Source organism: Paraburkholderia susongensis, assembly GCF_900177725.1.
Taxonomy (GTDB): domain Bacteria; phylum Pseudomonadota; class Gammaproteobacteria; order Burkholderiales; family Burkholderiaceae; genus Paraburkholderia; species Paraburkholderia susongensis.
Genome location: NZ_FXAT01000016.1, coordinates 52,062 through 67,243 on the forward strand (window position 1 = coordinate 52,062; position 15,182 = coordinate 67,243).

The window sequence follows — 15,182 nt, forward strand, 5'->3', positions numbered from 1 at the left end:
GTGTTGTCAGCCAGGACAGGCGGGTGCCGCCTGCGTATTGCTTATGAATTCATCGTCAGAGGCTTCTTTTACGGATGCCGGTAGCTTCGATTACGTCATCGTCGGTTCCGGCGCCGCGGGCGCCATTCTGGCCGAGCGCCTGAGTGCCGATGGCGCATCGGTTTGCGTGCTCGAAGCCGGGCCGCCCGATCACAGTCCGTATCTGCACATTCCGGCTGGCTTCATCAAGGCCGTGTTCAATAACAAGTACGCGTGGCAGTTTTCGAGCGAGCCGACGGAGCTGACCAATGGCCGGCGCATTCCGATTCCACAGGGCCGCACGCTCGGCGGATCCACTTCGATCAACGGGCTGGTCTACAACCGTGGCCAGGCTGCCGACTTCGATCACTGGGCGAGTCTCGGCAATCCCGGCTGGTCTTTCGCCGATGTGCTGCCGTACTTCAAGTCGATGGAGCGGCGCGTCGGCGGTGACGATGCCTATCGCGGGCGGCAGGGCAAGCTGCCGGTGAGCGACATCGACTGGATTCATCCGTTGTGCGAAGCCTTCATCGCCGGCGCGCAGGAATTCGGCATGCCGCGCAATCCGGACTACAACGGCGCGAGTCAGGCAGGCGTCGGGTACTTCCAGCGCACGATCGACAACGGCTGGCGCATGAGCACGGCGCGATGTTTTCTCAAGCCGTCGAGGTCGCGCGCCAATCTGACGGTGCGAACCTATGCGCAGGCGACCCGGGTGCTGTTCGAAAGCACGCGCGCGATCGGCGTGAGTTATCGCGATCCACGGCAGCCGTCGGTCGCGCACGCGGTCAAGGCGCGTCGTGAAGTGATCGTATCGAGTGGCGCGATCAACACGCCGAAGCTGCTGCAACTGTCGGGACTCGGTCCCGCCGGTTTCCTGCGCGAGAAAGGCATCGCCGTGGTGCGCGATTTGCCCGGCGTCGGCGAGAACCTGAGCGACCACTATTCAGTCCGCGTCGTGGCGCGCGTGAAAAACATGCAGACGATGAATCAGCTCGTGCGAGGGCTAAACCTCGTCGGCCAGATCAGTCGATGGATGATGAAGAGGCCCAGCATCATGGCGCTGAGCCCGTCGCTGGTGCACTACTTCTGGCAGTCGCGCGCGGGCCTCGATGCGCCCGACCTGCAAGGCGTCTTTACGCCCGCCAGCTACAAGGAAGGCTATGTCGGCGTGCTCGATGACTTTCCTGGCATGACCACGGGCGTCTGGCAGCATCGTCCGGATAGCCGCGGCCAGGTGCGCGTGCGCTCCGCGGATCCCTTCGAGGATCCGGTCATCAATGCGAATTACCTCGGTCACGCCGACGATCAGATGACGCTGATTCGCGGCATCCGCCTCGCGCGAAGCCTGTTGCAGTCGAAAGCGCTGGCGTCGTGTTTCGACGGCGAATCGCTGCCGGGCGCGCTGTGCCAATCCGATGACGAACTGCTCGACTTCGCACGTCGCTACGGCGTGTCGTCGTATCACGTGAACGGCACCGCGCGCATGGGCCCGGACGGCGATCCGCTCGCCGTCGTCGATCCGCAACTGCGCGTGCATGGCGTGCAGTCGCTGCGCGTCGTCGATTCGTCCGTGATGCCGTCGATGCCGTCGGCCAACATCTGCGCCGCCACGATGATGATCGGCAACAAGGCCGCCGATCTGATCCGGCAGGGCTGAAATGCCCGCCGGCAGCGTCGTTTGAATCGCTTTTTTCCGTCGTTCCCAGCACACATAACAGATCGCGGCCGCCGTCATGCGACGGCACCGACAAGGAGATAGACGCAATGCGCAAGACCATCCTCAAGCAACTGCACGCCGCCGTTCTGGCCGCTACGTTGGCCGGCGTCGCTGGCGCCGCGATGGCCGACGACATCAAGATCGGCTTCAATAGCGACATGTCCGCGACCGGCTCGGCCGACTTCGGCATCTCCGCGCTGGCGGGTGCGCGCGAGGCCGCGGACGAACTGAACGCGGCGGGGGGCGTGCTGGGGCGCAAGGTCGTGATCGTGGCGCGCGACGATGTCGGCGCGCCGCCGAAGGCCATCCAGAACACGAACGAACTCGTGAACAACGAGAAAGTAGCGGCGATGCTGGGCGGCGTGAACTCCGGCAACATGCTGGCGTGGCTGCACATCGTCGAACAGAAAAAGATTCCGACGATCTCGCCGGTTGCGACAGCGACTGACATCACCGCGCGCTACGCGAAGCAGCCGCCGAACTACATCTATCGTGTGTCGATGCGCGACCGCGACCAGATCGCGCTGCTCGCCGCTTATGCCGCGCGCGCCAGCAAGAACGGCAAGATCGCGATCATCGCGGATACGACAGGCTACGGCCAGCAAGGCGCAAAGGACGCACAGGAAATTCTCGCGTTGCACAAGATCACGCCGGTCGCGAACGAAAAATTCGGTCCGAAGGACACGGACATGACGTCGCAGTTGAACAAGATCAAGGCATCCGGCGCGGATACGCTGATCGTCTACGCGCTCGCCGATTCGAACGCGCATGTCATGCGCAGCCTCGAGAAGATCAGTTACTTCCCGGTGACGCTCGCGTCGTGGGCCAATCTGAGCTCGCCGTTCCTGCGCATCGCGGGTCCGGATCTCGCCCAGAAGATGATCTTCACGGCTTCCATCACCGAAGATTCGTCGCCGCAATCGAAGGCGTTGTACGACACGCTCGTCAAGCGTGAAGGCCGTCTGCCGACGTACGTGATGGCCGCTCAGGCCTACGACTCGGTCAAGCTCCTCGCTGCCGCGATGACGCAAGCCAAGTCCACCGACGGCGACAAGGTGCAGGCCGCGCTCGAAAATCTCGGACCGGTCAAGGGCGTAATCAAGACGTACAACAAGCCGTTCTCGGCCGACAACCACGAAGCGCTGAGCGTCAAGGACTTCCGTCTGGTGCGCTGGGTGAACGGCAAGGTCGTCTCCGTCGACGACGCGACGGTGAAGGCCATCACGCCGGCCGACCTCAAGTTCTGATCGTCATATTGATCGTTAGCGCGTCTGTCTTCCGGTGCCTCGCGGGCCGGAGGATCGCACGCGGGAGTCCAGCATGCAGATCCTTCAAGCCTTGCTAAGCGGCCTCGCGATGGGCAGCGTTTATGCCCTCGTCGCGTTCGGCTTCAGCATTACTTACACGACCACCCGGACCTTCAATTTCGGTCAGGGCGCTTTTCTCGCGTTGGCGGGCCTGATCGCCGTCAGCGCAACCATGCTGTTCAGCCAGGGACATCTGTCGGGTTTTCCGAGCCCTGCCGACGTGACCTGGGGCGCGTTCCTGTTCGCGCTGGTCGCCGCGATTCTGGTGCTGACGCTGCTCGGCTATCTGCTCTACGTCACGGCGATCCGGCATTTCGTCGGCGAAGCGGGGCTGGCGTGGGTGATGAGCACGATCGGCTTCGGCATCATCGTGCAGAACCTCGCGCTGCTGATCTGGGGGCCGGCGCCGATCGCGCTGTCGTCTCCGCTCGGCGATGGCGTCGTGAGTGTCTTCGGTGCGGGCGTGCGGCCGCAGGAAATCCTCGTGTTCGTCACGACGCTCGTGCTGATGATCGTGCTCGACTGGATGCTGCATCGGACGAAGATGGGCAACGCGGTGCGCGCGGTCGCGTTCAGCAAGAACGCGGCGAGCCTGATGGGCATCAACGCGAACGCGGTGGCAGTCGGCGTATTCGGCATCAGCTCGGCGCTCGCCGCGATTGCCGGCGTGATGGTCGCACCGATCGCGACGGCCTCCGTGTTCGTCGGCACGCTGCTGGCGCTGAAGGCTTTTTCCGCCGCGATCCTCGGCGGGCTGGAGAATCCGCGCGGCTGCATCTTCGGCGGATTTCTGATCGGCCTGCTCGAATCGCTGATTGGCCTGTGGTATGCCAACCTGCGTGAGATCGCGGTGTTCGGGCTGATCATCGTGGTGCTGTATTTCCGGCCGGCCGGTCTGCTGGGCCGTGTACACGCGGAGAAAGTATGAAACTCGCCAAACTCTTCGCGCCGCTCGTCATCGCCGCGCTGGTCTTGATGATCGCGTATTCGGGCATTAACGATTTCTATCTGCTGATCCTGTTCAACATCGGGACGTATTTCATTGCCGCGACCGGCTTCAATATCCTCGTGGGTCAGACGGGGCAGAAGTCGCTCGGTCATGCGGGCCTGTTCGGTGTCGGCGCTTATACGGTCGCGCTGCTCAGCGTGAACTATCAGATTAATCCGTGGCTCGCGCTTCTCGCGGCGATCGTCGTTTCCGCCCTGTTCGGCGTACTGATCGCCATTCCGGCGCTGCGCGTCAAAGGCCCGAGTCTCGCGATGGTGACGATCGCGTTCGGTCTTCTCATCGAAAAGATCGTGTCCGAGTGGACCGATGTATTCAAAGGACAGGAAGGCTTTTCGGGCATCGCCGGTCCGACGTTCAATGGCGCGCCGCTCGATGGCAGGCAATGGGTGGTCGTGGTCGTGGCGATCGGGCTGGTGCTGCATGCAATGACGTCGCTGTTGCTCAATGGGCGCTTCGGCCGCGGATTCGCGGCGGTGCGCACGTCGGAGATCGCGGCCGAGAGCGTCGGCATCAGCGTCTATCGCTTCAAGATTCTCGCGTTCGCGATCAGCGCAATCACATGCGGTATCGCGGGCGGTCTCGTCGCGCAGCAGAACCAGTACATCAACTCGGATTTCGTCACGTTCAACCTATCGGTGTTCCTGCTCGTGCTCGTGCTGTTCGGCGGACGCACGCCGGGCGGATCGTTTTTGGGCGCGGTCGTGCTGACGGTGATCGATGCGGCGCTCGCACGCTGGCCTGAAGTGCAGCACTTTGCATACGGACTGATTCTGCTGTTCGCGCTGTATGCGATGCCGCAAGGGCTGGCCGGCCTGTTTGCGAAGCTGCTGCCGCGTCGGAGCAAGCTGTCCGAAACCGACCGCGAAAAGGCCGGCATCTGGTCGCCCGTCAAGCCGCAAACTGCGACGCACGATACGCTGCTCGACGTGCAGGACCTGTACAAGGCGTTCGGAGGCGTGGTGCCGACCAACAAGGTGTCGTTCAGCCTGAAGCGCGGCGACATCGTCTCGCTGATCGGCCCGAACGGCGCCGGCAAGACGACGACGTTGAATCTGCTTTCCGGTCTCGTGCGGCCCGACGCGGGATCGATCCAGTTCAAGGGCAAGGCGATGCTCGGGCTCACCGCGAATCAGATCGCGGCGGCGGGCATCGGCCGCACGTTCCAGAACCTCAAGCTGTTCGACGGGCTCAGTGCGCTCGAAAACGTGATGGTCGGTTTCTATCGCGTGCAGAAATCGGGCTTCGTCGCGAATCTGCTCGGCTTTCCGGGCGCGCTCGAGGAAGAACGCGAGATGCGCCGGCAAGCCTACGCGATTCTCAGATTCTTCGATCTGCATCGCTATGCGGATGCGTCCGCCACGAGCTTGCCGTATGGATTGCAGCGCCGTCTCGAGATCGCGCGAGCGGTCGCCGCGATGCCGGACCTTCTGTTGCTCGACGAACCCGCGGCCGGTCTGAATCCCGCCGAGACGGACGAGCTGACGGAACTGATCGTCAAGCTGCGCGACAAGGAGCTGACCGTTCTGCTGATCGAGCATCACATGGATCTCGTGATGTCGATTTCCGATCACATCGTCGTGCTGGATTACGGAGTGAAGATTGCATCTGGCTTGCCCGGTCACATTCAGGAAAACCCAAAGGTCATCGAAGCGTATCTGGGCGCCGCAGCATAGGAGACAGCCATGACGCAATTGCTTGAAATCAGGAACCTCGCGGTCAGCTACGGTGCGATCAACGCGCTGAAACAGGTCTCGCTGCACGTGAAGCGCAACGAGATCGTGACGATCATCGGCGGCAATGGCGCGGGCAAAAGCACGATGATGCGCGCGTTATCGGGCATCGAGAAGTCGAGCGGCACGATCGTTTTCGACGGTCAGGATCTGGCGGGCATCCCGGCGCATAAGCGCGTGGGGATGGGCATTGCCCATGTGCCCGAAGGTCGCCAGATCTTTCCCGATCAGACCGTCTTCGAGAATCTGATGCTCGGCGCCTTTTTGCGCCGCGAGTCCGCCGCGACACTGGCATTGGAGATCGAAGCCTGTTTTCAGATGTTTCCGCGTCTCAGGGAGCGCCGCGAACAGTACGCCGGCACGCTGTCGGGCGGCGAGCAGCAGATGCTCGCGATCTGCCGCGCACTGATGAGCCGGCCCAGGATTCTGATGCTCGATGAGCCTTCGCTCGGACTGGCGCCGCTGATCGTCGCGGAGATTTTTCGAATCATCAAGTTGCTGAAAGAGCGTGGCATGACCATTCTGCTCGTCGAACAAATGGCGAACCAGGCGCTCGCGATTTCCGACCGCGCTTATGTGCTCGAAGTGGGCAACATCGTCGTCGAAGGCACCGGCTCGGAACTGCTGACGAGCGACCGCGTGCGCGAAGCCTATCTGGGCAAACAGAAGCATTGACCGCTGCTGCGCGGGCATCCATCGGCCCTGTCCGACGCATGGCGCGTCCAGTGCCGAGGCTTACGAATTTAACGAGGAATTCATGTCTTCCAAACCATTGAATGGCATTCGCGTGCTCGAACTCGGGCAGCTTATCGCCGGACCGTTTGCAGCAAAAATGCTCGCGGAATTCGGCGCCGACGTGATCAAGATCGAGGCGCCGGATAAAGGCGATCCGCTGCGTAACTGGCGCATGCTGCATGAAGGCACCTCCGTCTGGTGGCAGGTGCAGTCGCGCAATAAAAAATCGGTCAGCCTCGATCTTCGTCAACCGGAAGCGCAGGAGTTGATCCTCGCGATGGTCAAGGACGTCGATGTCGTGGTGGAGAACTTCAAGCCCGGCACAATGGAGAAATGGGGCTTGGGCTGGGACGATCTGCACAAGATCAATCCGCGCCTCGTAATGCTGCGCGTCTCGGGCTACGGGCAGACTGGCCCGTATCGCGATCTGCCCGGCTTCGGCGTGATCGGCGAAGCGATGGGCGGCCTGCGTCATCTCAGCGGAGAGCCCGAACGCACGCCGGTTCGCGTCGGCATCTCGATCGGCGATTCGCTTTCGGCATTGCATGGCGTGATCGGCGTATTGCTTGCGCTGCGTGCCCGCGATCAATCGGGCGAAGGGCAGATGATCGACGTCGCGCTCTACGAGTCGGTGTTCAACATGATGGAAAGCCTGCTGCCCGAGTATGCCGTGTTCGGTGAAGTGCGACAGCCCGCTGGCAGCAGTCTGCCCGGCATCGCGCCGAGCAACGCCTATCGATGCGCGGACGGCAAGTATGTGCTGATCGCGGGAAATGGCGACAGCATCTTCAAACGGCTGATGAGCGTCATCGGCAGGAGCGATCTCGGTGAGTCGCCCGAACTGGCCAACAACAACGGCCGGGTGCGGCAAGTAGAGAAGCTCGACGCAGCAATCTCCGGGTGGACAGGGCAACATCGCATGGACGAAGTGCTGAGCCTGTTGAACGCGGCGCACATTCCCGCAGGAAAAATCTACGACGTGGCCGACATCGCATCGGACCCGCACTACCTCGCGCGCGGCATGATCCTCGATGGACAACTGGACGACGGTACGCCGATAAAGCTGCCGGGCATCGTCCCGAAACTGTCGGCGACGCCCGGTGAAGTGAGCAGTCCCGCGCCATCGTTGGGCCAGCATACCGACGAGATTCTCGAACGATTCGGGCTCAACGCCGAACAGCGCGCCGACTGGCGCAGCCGCGGCATCATCTGAGGAGCGAGCACATGTCACTCCAGGTTGCCAATGGCAAGAAGCTGTATATCCAGGAAGTTGCGCCGCGTGATGGCTTTCAGAACGAAATGCAGTTCATCGATACCGATCAGAAAATCGCGCTCGTCGATCGCCTGTCGGATGCCGGTTACGCGAAGATCGAGGTGACATCGTTCACGTCGCCCAAGGCGATCCCCGCGTTGCGTGATGCCGAAGAGGTCATGCATCGCATCCGGCGAAATCCGGACGTCGTTTATACGGTGCTGGTGCCGAATGTTCGTGGCGCCGAACGGGCGATGGAATGCAAGGTCGATGAGATCAATCTCGTGATGTCGGCGAGCGAGACGCACAACCGCGCCAATCTGCGCATGACGCGTGCGCAGTCGCTCGCGCAACTCGCCGATGTGATAGCGTCTGTCAGCAGTGAACGCGTGGCGATCAACGTGTCGCTATCGACCGTTTTCGGCTGTCCGATGGAAGGCGACATCGATCCGTATCAGGTATTCGAACTGGTCGGCCGTTTTGCGACGCTGGGCGCGCATGGCGTCACGTTGTGCGACACGACGGGGATGGCGTATCCGTCGCAAGTCGCGCGCATCGCGCGTGAGGCGCGCAAACTGTTTCCCAAACTGGCGCTAACGCTGCACTTCCACGACACGCGCGGAATGGCGCTTGCCAATACCTTGGCCGCATTGGACGAAGGCATCGAGCGGTTCGACGCGTCACTCGGCGGTCTCGGCGGATGCCCCTACGCACCGGGCGCGAGCGGGAACGCCTGCACCGAGGATCTCGTGCATATGCTCAATCTGATGGGCTATGACACGGGCATCAGGGAGCAGGAGCTGCTGGATATTGCGTCGGGTCTGCCTGGGCTGATTGGGCATGAACTGCCTGGTCACTTGAATAAGGCCGGTCTGCGCTCACGGCTTCATTCTGTGCCGACACGGTGTTAGGCCGATTCAACTGCGCCGGTTTTTGTGGCGAGCGAAACCGCCGCCGGGTCGTTGGACGAGCGTACCTGAGCGTCGTCCATCGCGTCTCGCTCGAGCGAGCGGATTGGCGAGGTTCGTGCGCGTGCCAGGTCAACTGGTTCATCCGCGTCATGATGCTGGCATCGATTCATACTGTTCTCCTAACTACCGCCGGATGAGGACACACCCCCCGACCAGGAGTGCGGTTCCAATCAGGCGAGGAAGATCAATCGGGTGTTCGGGGAGGCCCAGCCATCCGAAATGGTCGATCGTCACCGATGCGAGCATCTGACCGGTCACAAGCAGGACGATAAAGGTCGCAGCCCCGAGCTTGGGGATAAGGAAAATGGCCAGGCCGATGAAGATTGCGCCGAACAGTCCCCCGCTAAATGCCCACCAGGGGATGCGCCCTGCCACGGCCACAGAAGGGATCGGATCGCGCAGAACCAGCGCAAGCAGCGCCATACAGGCGACGCCGACGAAGTAGCTCACAAAGCCCGACCAGGCCGCCGAGTTCAGGGCCACGCGAAGGCTTGCGTTCAGTACCTGCTGAGCGGCCACGCTGGCGCCGGCCAGAATGGTGAGGATCGAAAAGAAGAGCACGTTAGGCATCGGAGTCACCTATTCCTAAAGTTGTCACTGCGATTTGACGGCGCGCTGGTCCATGTTGTCAAATGCCATAAATCATCATTTCCATGCAAAAGAGGCATGATGAACCCGGCTCATATCGACCTGTTTCGCGCCGTGATACGTCACGGCGGGATGACGAGAGCAGCGGAAGCGCTTGGCATCGGCCAGCCTCATGTCAGTCGCGCGGTTGCGCAGCTCGAAGCGGACCTTGGCTTTCCGCTGTTTGTACGAGGGCATGGAAGCGCATTGCCGACAAAGGAGGGAGAAGCTTTTTCGCGCGAAGTCGAGCGGACCTATGCCGGGCTCGATCAGCTTCGGCAAGCGGGTCGCCAGATACGGGAGATAGGAACCGGGTTGCTGCGCGTGGCGTGTCAGCCATCGCTAGCCTCACGGTTCGTGCCACGCGCCATCCGGCGGTTAGGTTTGGCAAGTCCTGGAGTGCGCGTTTCGCTTCACGTGCCGGGCCCCGACACCATCTGGTCATGGACTTCGACTGGGCAGTGCGACATTGGCCTCGTGCGGCCGCGCTCTGGCTACGCCGGAGTCGAGTGCGAATCCTTCCTCACGGTCGATGCGGTCTGTGCGCTGCCGAGGCGGCACGCGTTGGCTCGCAAACGGACCATCGCCGTGTCCGATCTTGTGGGCGTCCCTCTGATCGCGGGTGCCCCGGGTGTTTTCCAGCGGGCGATCGAGGAGTCATTTGCACAGGCGGGCATCGAGCCACGCTTCGTTCTGATGGCGCAGTACACGGCGGCGCGGTGCGGCCTCGTGTCTGAGGGGCTGGGCCTCGCCATTGTCGATCCGCTGCCAGCCCGCGAACTGACTGGTTTGCCCATCGTGCTGCGCCCCTTTCAACCTCGTTTGCCCATTGAGACGATGCTTATCCGGCCGGGCGGGAGGCCGCCTGATAGTCTCGCGGCACGCTTCATCGATCTTCTGAAGGCCGAACGCGATGCTGTGACGTCGGCATCTACCGACTATCGTTGAAGCAGGCTGGTGTGCATCGAATCTGCAGCGGGGGCCGAGGTTCAATCCACCCTGGATTAAATGCAGAAATCAACGGTTGTCTGCCGCTTCGAATGTCCTATGGCTGCTGGATAGCTGCCGGTCACGGGCGGGCCAGCTTCTGTTTCACGGAAAGTCATAGCGTCTTCACATAGGCGGTTCGTGAAGGAGCGGACGGACAATTGCCTGTCGTTGGCATCGCTTCGCCGGGCTTGATGATGGCGAAATTGCACAGTGTAAAATGCGGCGTGGGCATGACCGCGGATGAGTGAGCCCCGTGCCAGGAAGGCGCGTTGAATTTAATGTGCTGCTAGTGGAGAGACTATCAAAATGGGTCCCAACGACACGCAGGGCGCAAGGCCGCCGCTGCGAGGGGAAGCGGGAATCACGATACGCGACGTAGCGAAGGCGCTCAATATCTCGCATACAACGGTCTCGCGCGCGTTGGCCGATAGCCCGAAGATTAGCGACGAGACCAAGTCGCGTGTTCGCGCGGTGGTTGCCCAGATGGGCTACCTTCCTTCCGCCTCGGCGAGAATGATGCGTGGCCGGCGCAGCTCGCTCGTTGGTCTCATCATTCCTGATATTCAGAATGATTTTTATGCGACTGTTGCGAAAATCGTAGCTGACTCCCTTGCATCGCATTCGATGCAGCTTCTGCTGTCCGTCACTGACGATAACCCCGACCGAGAATTGCGCGAACTGAAGGCGATTCTCGAAACGCGCCCTGCTGGAATAGTGATTGTTCCGACGGCGTCTCCGCGCCCGGAAGCCTGCGCGTTGCTGAAGAACGTGGAAACGGTGCAACTCGTGCGTGTGCACGCCGATCTTGCGGGGAGCGCCGTCCTTATCGATGATCGCGCGGGCATCAAGGCAGCAACCCGGCACCTCCTTGATAGCGGCCACACACGACTCGCATTCGTGGGCGGGGACGAAACACTCAGTACAGGGCGGGAGAGGCTTGGCGGATTCCAGGACGCATTGGCCGAACATCGCCTGAAAGCCGCGAAGATAGCGCTTGGATCGCCGCGTCCGGAGTTCGCGCGGCACGCTGTGACCTCCATGATGTCAGGAAGGAACCGCCCGACGGGAATCATCCTTGGCAGTGCCGAGTTGACTCTGGGCGCTCTGCAGGCGCTGAGGGCGCTGAAACTCGACTGGCCACGAGATATATCCGTTGTTGGGTATCACGACCCTGCGTGGTTCGAATTGGCAGAAGGAGGCATTACAACAGTGAGGTTGCCGGTGGAAGACATCGCTACCACTGCGACTACTGTCCTGCTGTCCCGTCTCGGTGAGCGTCAACCTGATGGCGCACCGGAGATCTCACCCGGCATCGTCCAGTTCGAACCATCGTTGGTGCTTCGGGGATCGACGAGGCAGTTGTGAGTCCGTTGCCGGAATGACGTTGAGCATCCCCAGGAAGTAGTAAAAACTCCCCGCCTGTGCTGGTGATCCGACTCGCTCCGGTTTGCAGCGTGAGGCTGGACGTAAACATGAAACCGCTCCCGACTGAAGAGCATGATCGAAACAATCAGTACATCGAAACATGTACCCGGAAGTTGCTGCTCGGGTGCTGATGGAAGCGGCGGCGCTGCGCTCCGCTGTTGATAGCGTCCGTGCCGGAGCACCACGAACCTGGTTTTCCATCCACGATGATGGAGCGACGACCAAGGCCGGCAGAATCGCCGGAATCGTGCCTACCACCACAGTCCACTGATATTGCATGCGGATTCGGGTAAACCATAATGCACACGTGTGCCCAAATTTATCCTATACTTCGATCCAACATCAAGCGCTGGAAGGTTATTGCTGATCGCGACGACCCATCAGGCGCGACATGCAGTCTTTCACCGGTTCAAAGAGCATCGAGTTGGCGTGGCCTGACTCGGGCGGTGCGCGTTATGCAGGCGCCGCCGAGGGGCAGACCTTCTGTTGAATGAATGCAGTTAAACCGAGTAGGCGGAGACACCATGATCAGATCGATCAGCCATGCAACATACCGGCATCGCGACCTCGCGGCCGTTCGGACGTTCTTTGAGGACTTCGGACTGATAGTCGCGCATGAAACGCCGGACCGCATCTTCTTTCGGGGATGCAACGATGCACCGTATCTCTATATCGCAGAGCGCGGAGAGGAACCCGCTTTTGTCGGGGTGGCGTTCGAGGTGGATTCGGAGGAGAGCTTGCAGGTGTTGTCCGCGCGTTTCGGCGCTCCGATCGAAGACCTCGATTATCCGGGCGGTGGAAAACGGGTGGCGACGATGGATCCGGATGGCCGGAGGATCGAGCTTGTTCATGGTGTTGCTCGCGTCGCGCCGATAGCGGTAAGTCGTCCCGCAGTCGCCTGGAATTCCGCGGGCGAACGCCGTCGCCTTGGGAGATTTCCGATTTTCGACGTAGGGCCAGCAGAGGTCATTGCGCTTAAGCACGTCGTAATGAGCTCTCCGAATCCGGCAGCGATTATCGAATGGTTCACGGAGAAGCTAGGCGCATTTCCCTCGGACCTGATCGGCGAAGCGAAAGAAAAAGCAATTGGCGCGTTCATGCGGTTTCCGCGCGGCGCGGAATATGTCGACCACCACAATATCGCTGTCTTCATGGGGCCGACGAATGGTGCACATCATGTCTGCTTCGAGACGATCGATCTCGACGCCATCGGCATGGGCCGTCAATACCTGGCGTCGAAGGGGTACAAGGCGTCGTGGGGCCTCGTGCGTCACTCGCTCGGCGGAGCAGTTTCGGACTATTGGTACGACCCGTCTGGTTTTCGTGTCGAGCATGTGACCGATGGAGACTTCCTCAACGATACGTACCCGACGAGATTGAATCCGCATAACCAGGAATCCCTCGAGCAATGGGGAACCATGGTGATGCCGGAAGACTTCCTGCGCTCCTGACGATCGCGGGGCCGACAGTCGGCCCTCCTGTAACCAGTTCGGAAATGCGATGAAAGTACTTATCACCGATTATGCCTGGCCCGACCTGAAGATCGAAACCGACGTGATTGAAACGGCGGGCTTCGAACTCGTCGCGGGTCCCGCCGTCGCCGGGAGCGAAGAGGACATTGAGCACCTGGTTGCGGAGCATGATCCGGACGCCATTCTGACCTGCTGGGCTCCTGTGTCGGCGCGCGCCATAACGTGCGCGACCAGGCTGAAGATTGTGGCTCGCCTGGGAGTGGGACTGGATAACATCGACGTCGGCGCGGCGACCGCGGTAGGCGCGTGGGTCACGAATGTGCCGGATTACTGCGTTGAAGAAGTTTCGGATCACGCCGTCGCACTTCTGCTGAACCATTTCAGGGCAATTGCCGGATATGACCGCGACGTCAAAGAGGGCCGATGGGCGCCGGGGTCTCGGCCGCTGAAGCGTATAGCCGAACTGACGGTCGGCATTATCGGATACGGGCGCATCGGCCGTGCTACCGGTCGCAAGCTGGCTGCTTTCGGATGCACGGTGCTGGCGACGAACGGCGATTATCCGGTGACCGCGGAAGCAGGCGTACAGACGGCGACCATCGCGGATATCCAGAAGAATGCGGATGCCATCATCCTGCACGCGCCGCTCACCAGCGAAACGCAGCATCTGGTCGACGAAAGTTTCATCTCGGCCTGCAAACACAAGCCGCTGCTCATCAATGTCAGTCGTGGCGGACTGGTCAGCAACGAGGCCGTATTGGACGCGCTCGCGGACGACCGGCTATCCGGTGCGGCACTGGATGTCGTTGAAGGCGAACCGAGCCCACCCGCAAATCTCATCGGACATGCGCGTGTCATCGCGACACCGCATGTGGCGTTCCTATCGGACACCTCAGTCATTGAACTGCGGACCAGGGCTTGCGAAGAGGTAGTGCGGGTTCTCCTTGGCAAAGACCCGGTCAACGCGTGCAACCATCTGCAAAGCGGTCAGTCGCTGCAGGGCGGTGTGGCGAGCGACATTCAGGTGATCCAGACTGTTCAGGGTTCGATCGTGATAAAGAAGGCACTGGACAAGCTGAAGGTTGCCGCTGACTGGCGGTCGGACCCGGCGCGTTCGTTGACGGAAGTCGCAGCGCTGAACGCCGCAACCGAATTACTGGGACCGGGCGTGGTACCTCGTGTTCTGTGGAGCGATAGCGTTCGCAACCAGTTCGCGATGGAACTCGTCTCACCCACACAAAAAAACTGGAAGCAGGAACTCCTTGCGGGCACGATCAATCTCGCGACCGCCCGAAGAGCGGGTGAACTGCTTGGAATGCTGCACAAGCGCTCCTCCAGGTGCCCGGCGCTAGCCGAACGATTCGCTGACCAGACGTTCTTCCGCGAATTGCGGGTGACGCCGTACTTCGAAAGAGTCGCGCAGCGCAACCCGGAATATCGCGACGCAGTTTCGGCAGTCATCGAAGGCATGACAGCGCGGCGACAGGCGCTGGTTCACGGTGATTACAGCCCGAAGAATCTACTGGTCGACGACGCAACCGTCACGGTGGTCGACTGGGAGGTCGCGCATTGGGGCGACCCGCGTTTCGACGTGGCGTTTGTCCTTGCTCATCTGATTCTCAAGGCGCACCGCCGCGAGGCGAACGTGAATGAGCTGTTGCTCGCTGAGCGTTCGTTCGTCGAAGGCTATCTCGTCGAGGGGCCCGCAGTCTTTGACGCCTGTCTTCTGCCGCTGCTCGGGTGTCTGCTGCTGGCGCGCCTCGATAGCGATTCTCCCGTCGACTACATTGCTGAGCTCGACACAGGGGGTATCCGGCGCGTTGCGCGGACATTGCTGGGCGGTGACATGGCGTTCGCGAATCGGTGGTTTAACTAACCAATGGAAATGACGTGACACATCCTTCTTTCAATCTAGCTCGCTCGGCC

General features: G+C 61.2%; 12 protein-coding genes. 11 read left to right on the forward strand and 1 reads right to left on the reverse strand.

Annotated elements, in window-relative coordinates:
- Positions 1 to 43: 43 nt before the first annotated feature.
- The 7 genes from B9Z01_RS30630 (at position 44) to B9Z01_RS30660 (ending at position 8,682) form a co-directional block, all read left to right on the forward strand.
- Positions 44 to 1,678, forward strand: coding sequence for a GMC family oxidoreductase (locus B9Z01_RS30630; RefSeq protein WP_085489295.1), 1,635 nt, complete (start codon positions 44 to 46; stop codon positions 1,676 to 1,678).
- A 107-nt stretch (positions 1,679 to 1,785) separates the two neighbouring features.
- On the forward strand, positions 1,786 to 2,985 hold the full coding sequence (locus tag B9Z01_RS30635) for an ABC transporter substrate-binding protein (protein ID WP_085489296.1): 1,200 nt from the start codon (positions 1,786 to 1,788) through the stop codon (positions 2,983 to 2,985).
- A 73-nt stretch (positions 2,986 to 3,058) separates the two neighbouring features.
- Positions 3,059 to 3,973: a branched-chain amino acid ABC transporter permease gene (locus B9Z01_RS30640; RefSeq protein ID WP_085489297.1), complete on the forward strand. Its 915-nt coding sequence runs from the start codon at positions 3,059 to 3,061 to the stop codon at positions 3,971 to 3,973.
- Complete coding sequence (locus B9Z01_RS30645; RefSeq protein WP_085489298.1) at positions 3,970 to 5,727, forward strand: branched-chain amino acid ABC transporter ATP-binding protein/permease; 1,758 nt, start codon at positions 3,970 to 3,972, stop codon at positions 5,725 to 5,727. The genes B9Z01_RS30640 and B9Z01_RS30645 overlap by 4 nt, the downstream gene beginning before the upstream one ends.
- Before the next feature lie 9 nt (positions 5,728 to 5,736).
- Positions 5,737 to 6,459 carry an ABC transporter ATP-binding protein gene (locus B9Z01_RS30650; protein WP_085489299.1) on the forward strand — a complete coding sequence of 241 codons (723 nt, stop codon included), beginning with the start codon at positions 5,737 to 5,739 and terminating at the stop codon, positions 6,457 to 6,459.
- An 82-nt stretch (positions 6,460 to 6,541) separates the two neighbouring features.
- On the forward strand, positions 6,542 to 7,732 hold the full coding sequence (locus tag B9Z01_RS30655) for a CaiB/BaiF CoA transferase family protein (RefSeq protein ID WP_085489300.1): 1,191 nt from the start codon (positions 6,542 to 6,544) through the stop codon (positions 7,730 to 7,732).
- Positions 7,733 to 7,743: 11 nt separating this feature from the next.
- Positions 7,744 to 8,682 carry a hydroxymethylglutaryl-CoA lyase gene (locus B9Z01_RS30660; RefSeq protein WP_085489301.1) on the forward strand — a complete coding sequence of 313 codons (939 nt, stop codon included), beginning with the start codon at positions 7,744 to 7,746 and terminating at the stop codon, positions 8,680 to 8,682.
- 183 nt (positions 8,683 to 8,865) lie between these two features.
- Here B9Z01_RS30660 and B9Z01_RS30665 read toward each other — a convergent pair whose 3' ends face one another.
- Positions 8,866 to 9,312 carry a DMT family transporter gene (locus tag B9Z01_RS30665; protein ID WP_085489302.1) on the reverse strand — a complete coding sequence of 149 codons (447 nt, stop codon included), beginning with the start codon at positions 9,310 to 9,312 and terminating at the stop codon, positions 8,866 to 8,868.
- Positions 9,313 to 9,462: 150 nt separating this feature from the next.
- On the opposite strand from B9Z01_RS30665, the gene B9Z01_RS30670 reads away from it, so the two are divergent.
- From B9Z01_RS30670 to B9Z01_RS35750, 4 genes are all read left to right on the forward strand, one after another.
- On the forward strand, positions 9,463 to 10,317 hold the full coding sequence (locus B9Z01_RS30670) for a LysR family transcriptional regulator (RefSeq protein WP_420814742.1): 855 nt from the start codon (positions 9,463 to 9,465) through the stop codon (positions 10,315 to 10,317).
- Between the two features lie 348 nt (positions 10,318 to 10,665).
- On the forward strand, positions 10,666 to 11,724 hold the full coding sequence (locus tag B9Z01_RS30675; protein WP_085489304.1) for a LacI family DNA-binding transcriptional regulator: 1,059 nt from the start codon (positions 10,666 to 10,668) through the stop codon (positions 11,722 to 11,724).
- 584 nt (positions 11,725 to 12,308) lie between these two features.
- A complete protein-coding gene (locus B9Z01_RS30680; RefSeq protein WP_167387588.1) occupies positions 12,309 to 13,235 on the forward strand; it encodes a VOC family protein in 927 nt (308 codons plus the stop codon).
- Positions 13,236 to 13,284: 49 nt separating this feature from the next.
- Positions 13,285 to 15,132: an NAD(P)-dependent oxidoreductase gene (locus B9Z01_RS35750; protein ID WP_167387589.1), complete on the forward strand. Its 1,848-nt coding sequence runs from the start codon at positions 13,285 to 13,287 to the stop codon at positions 15,130 to 15,132.
- The last annotated feature ends 50 nt before the right edge of the window (positions 15,133 to 15,182 follow it).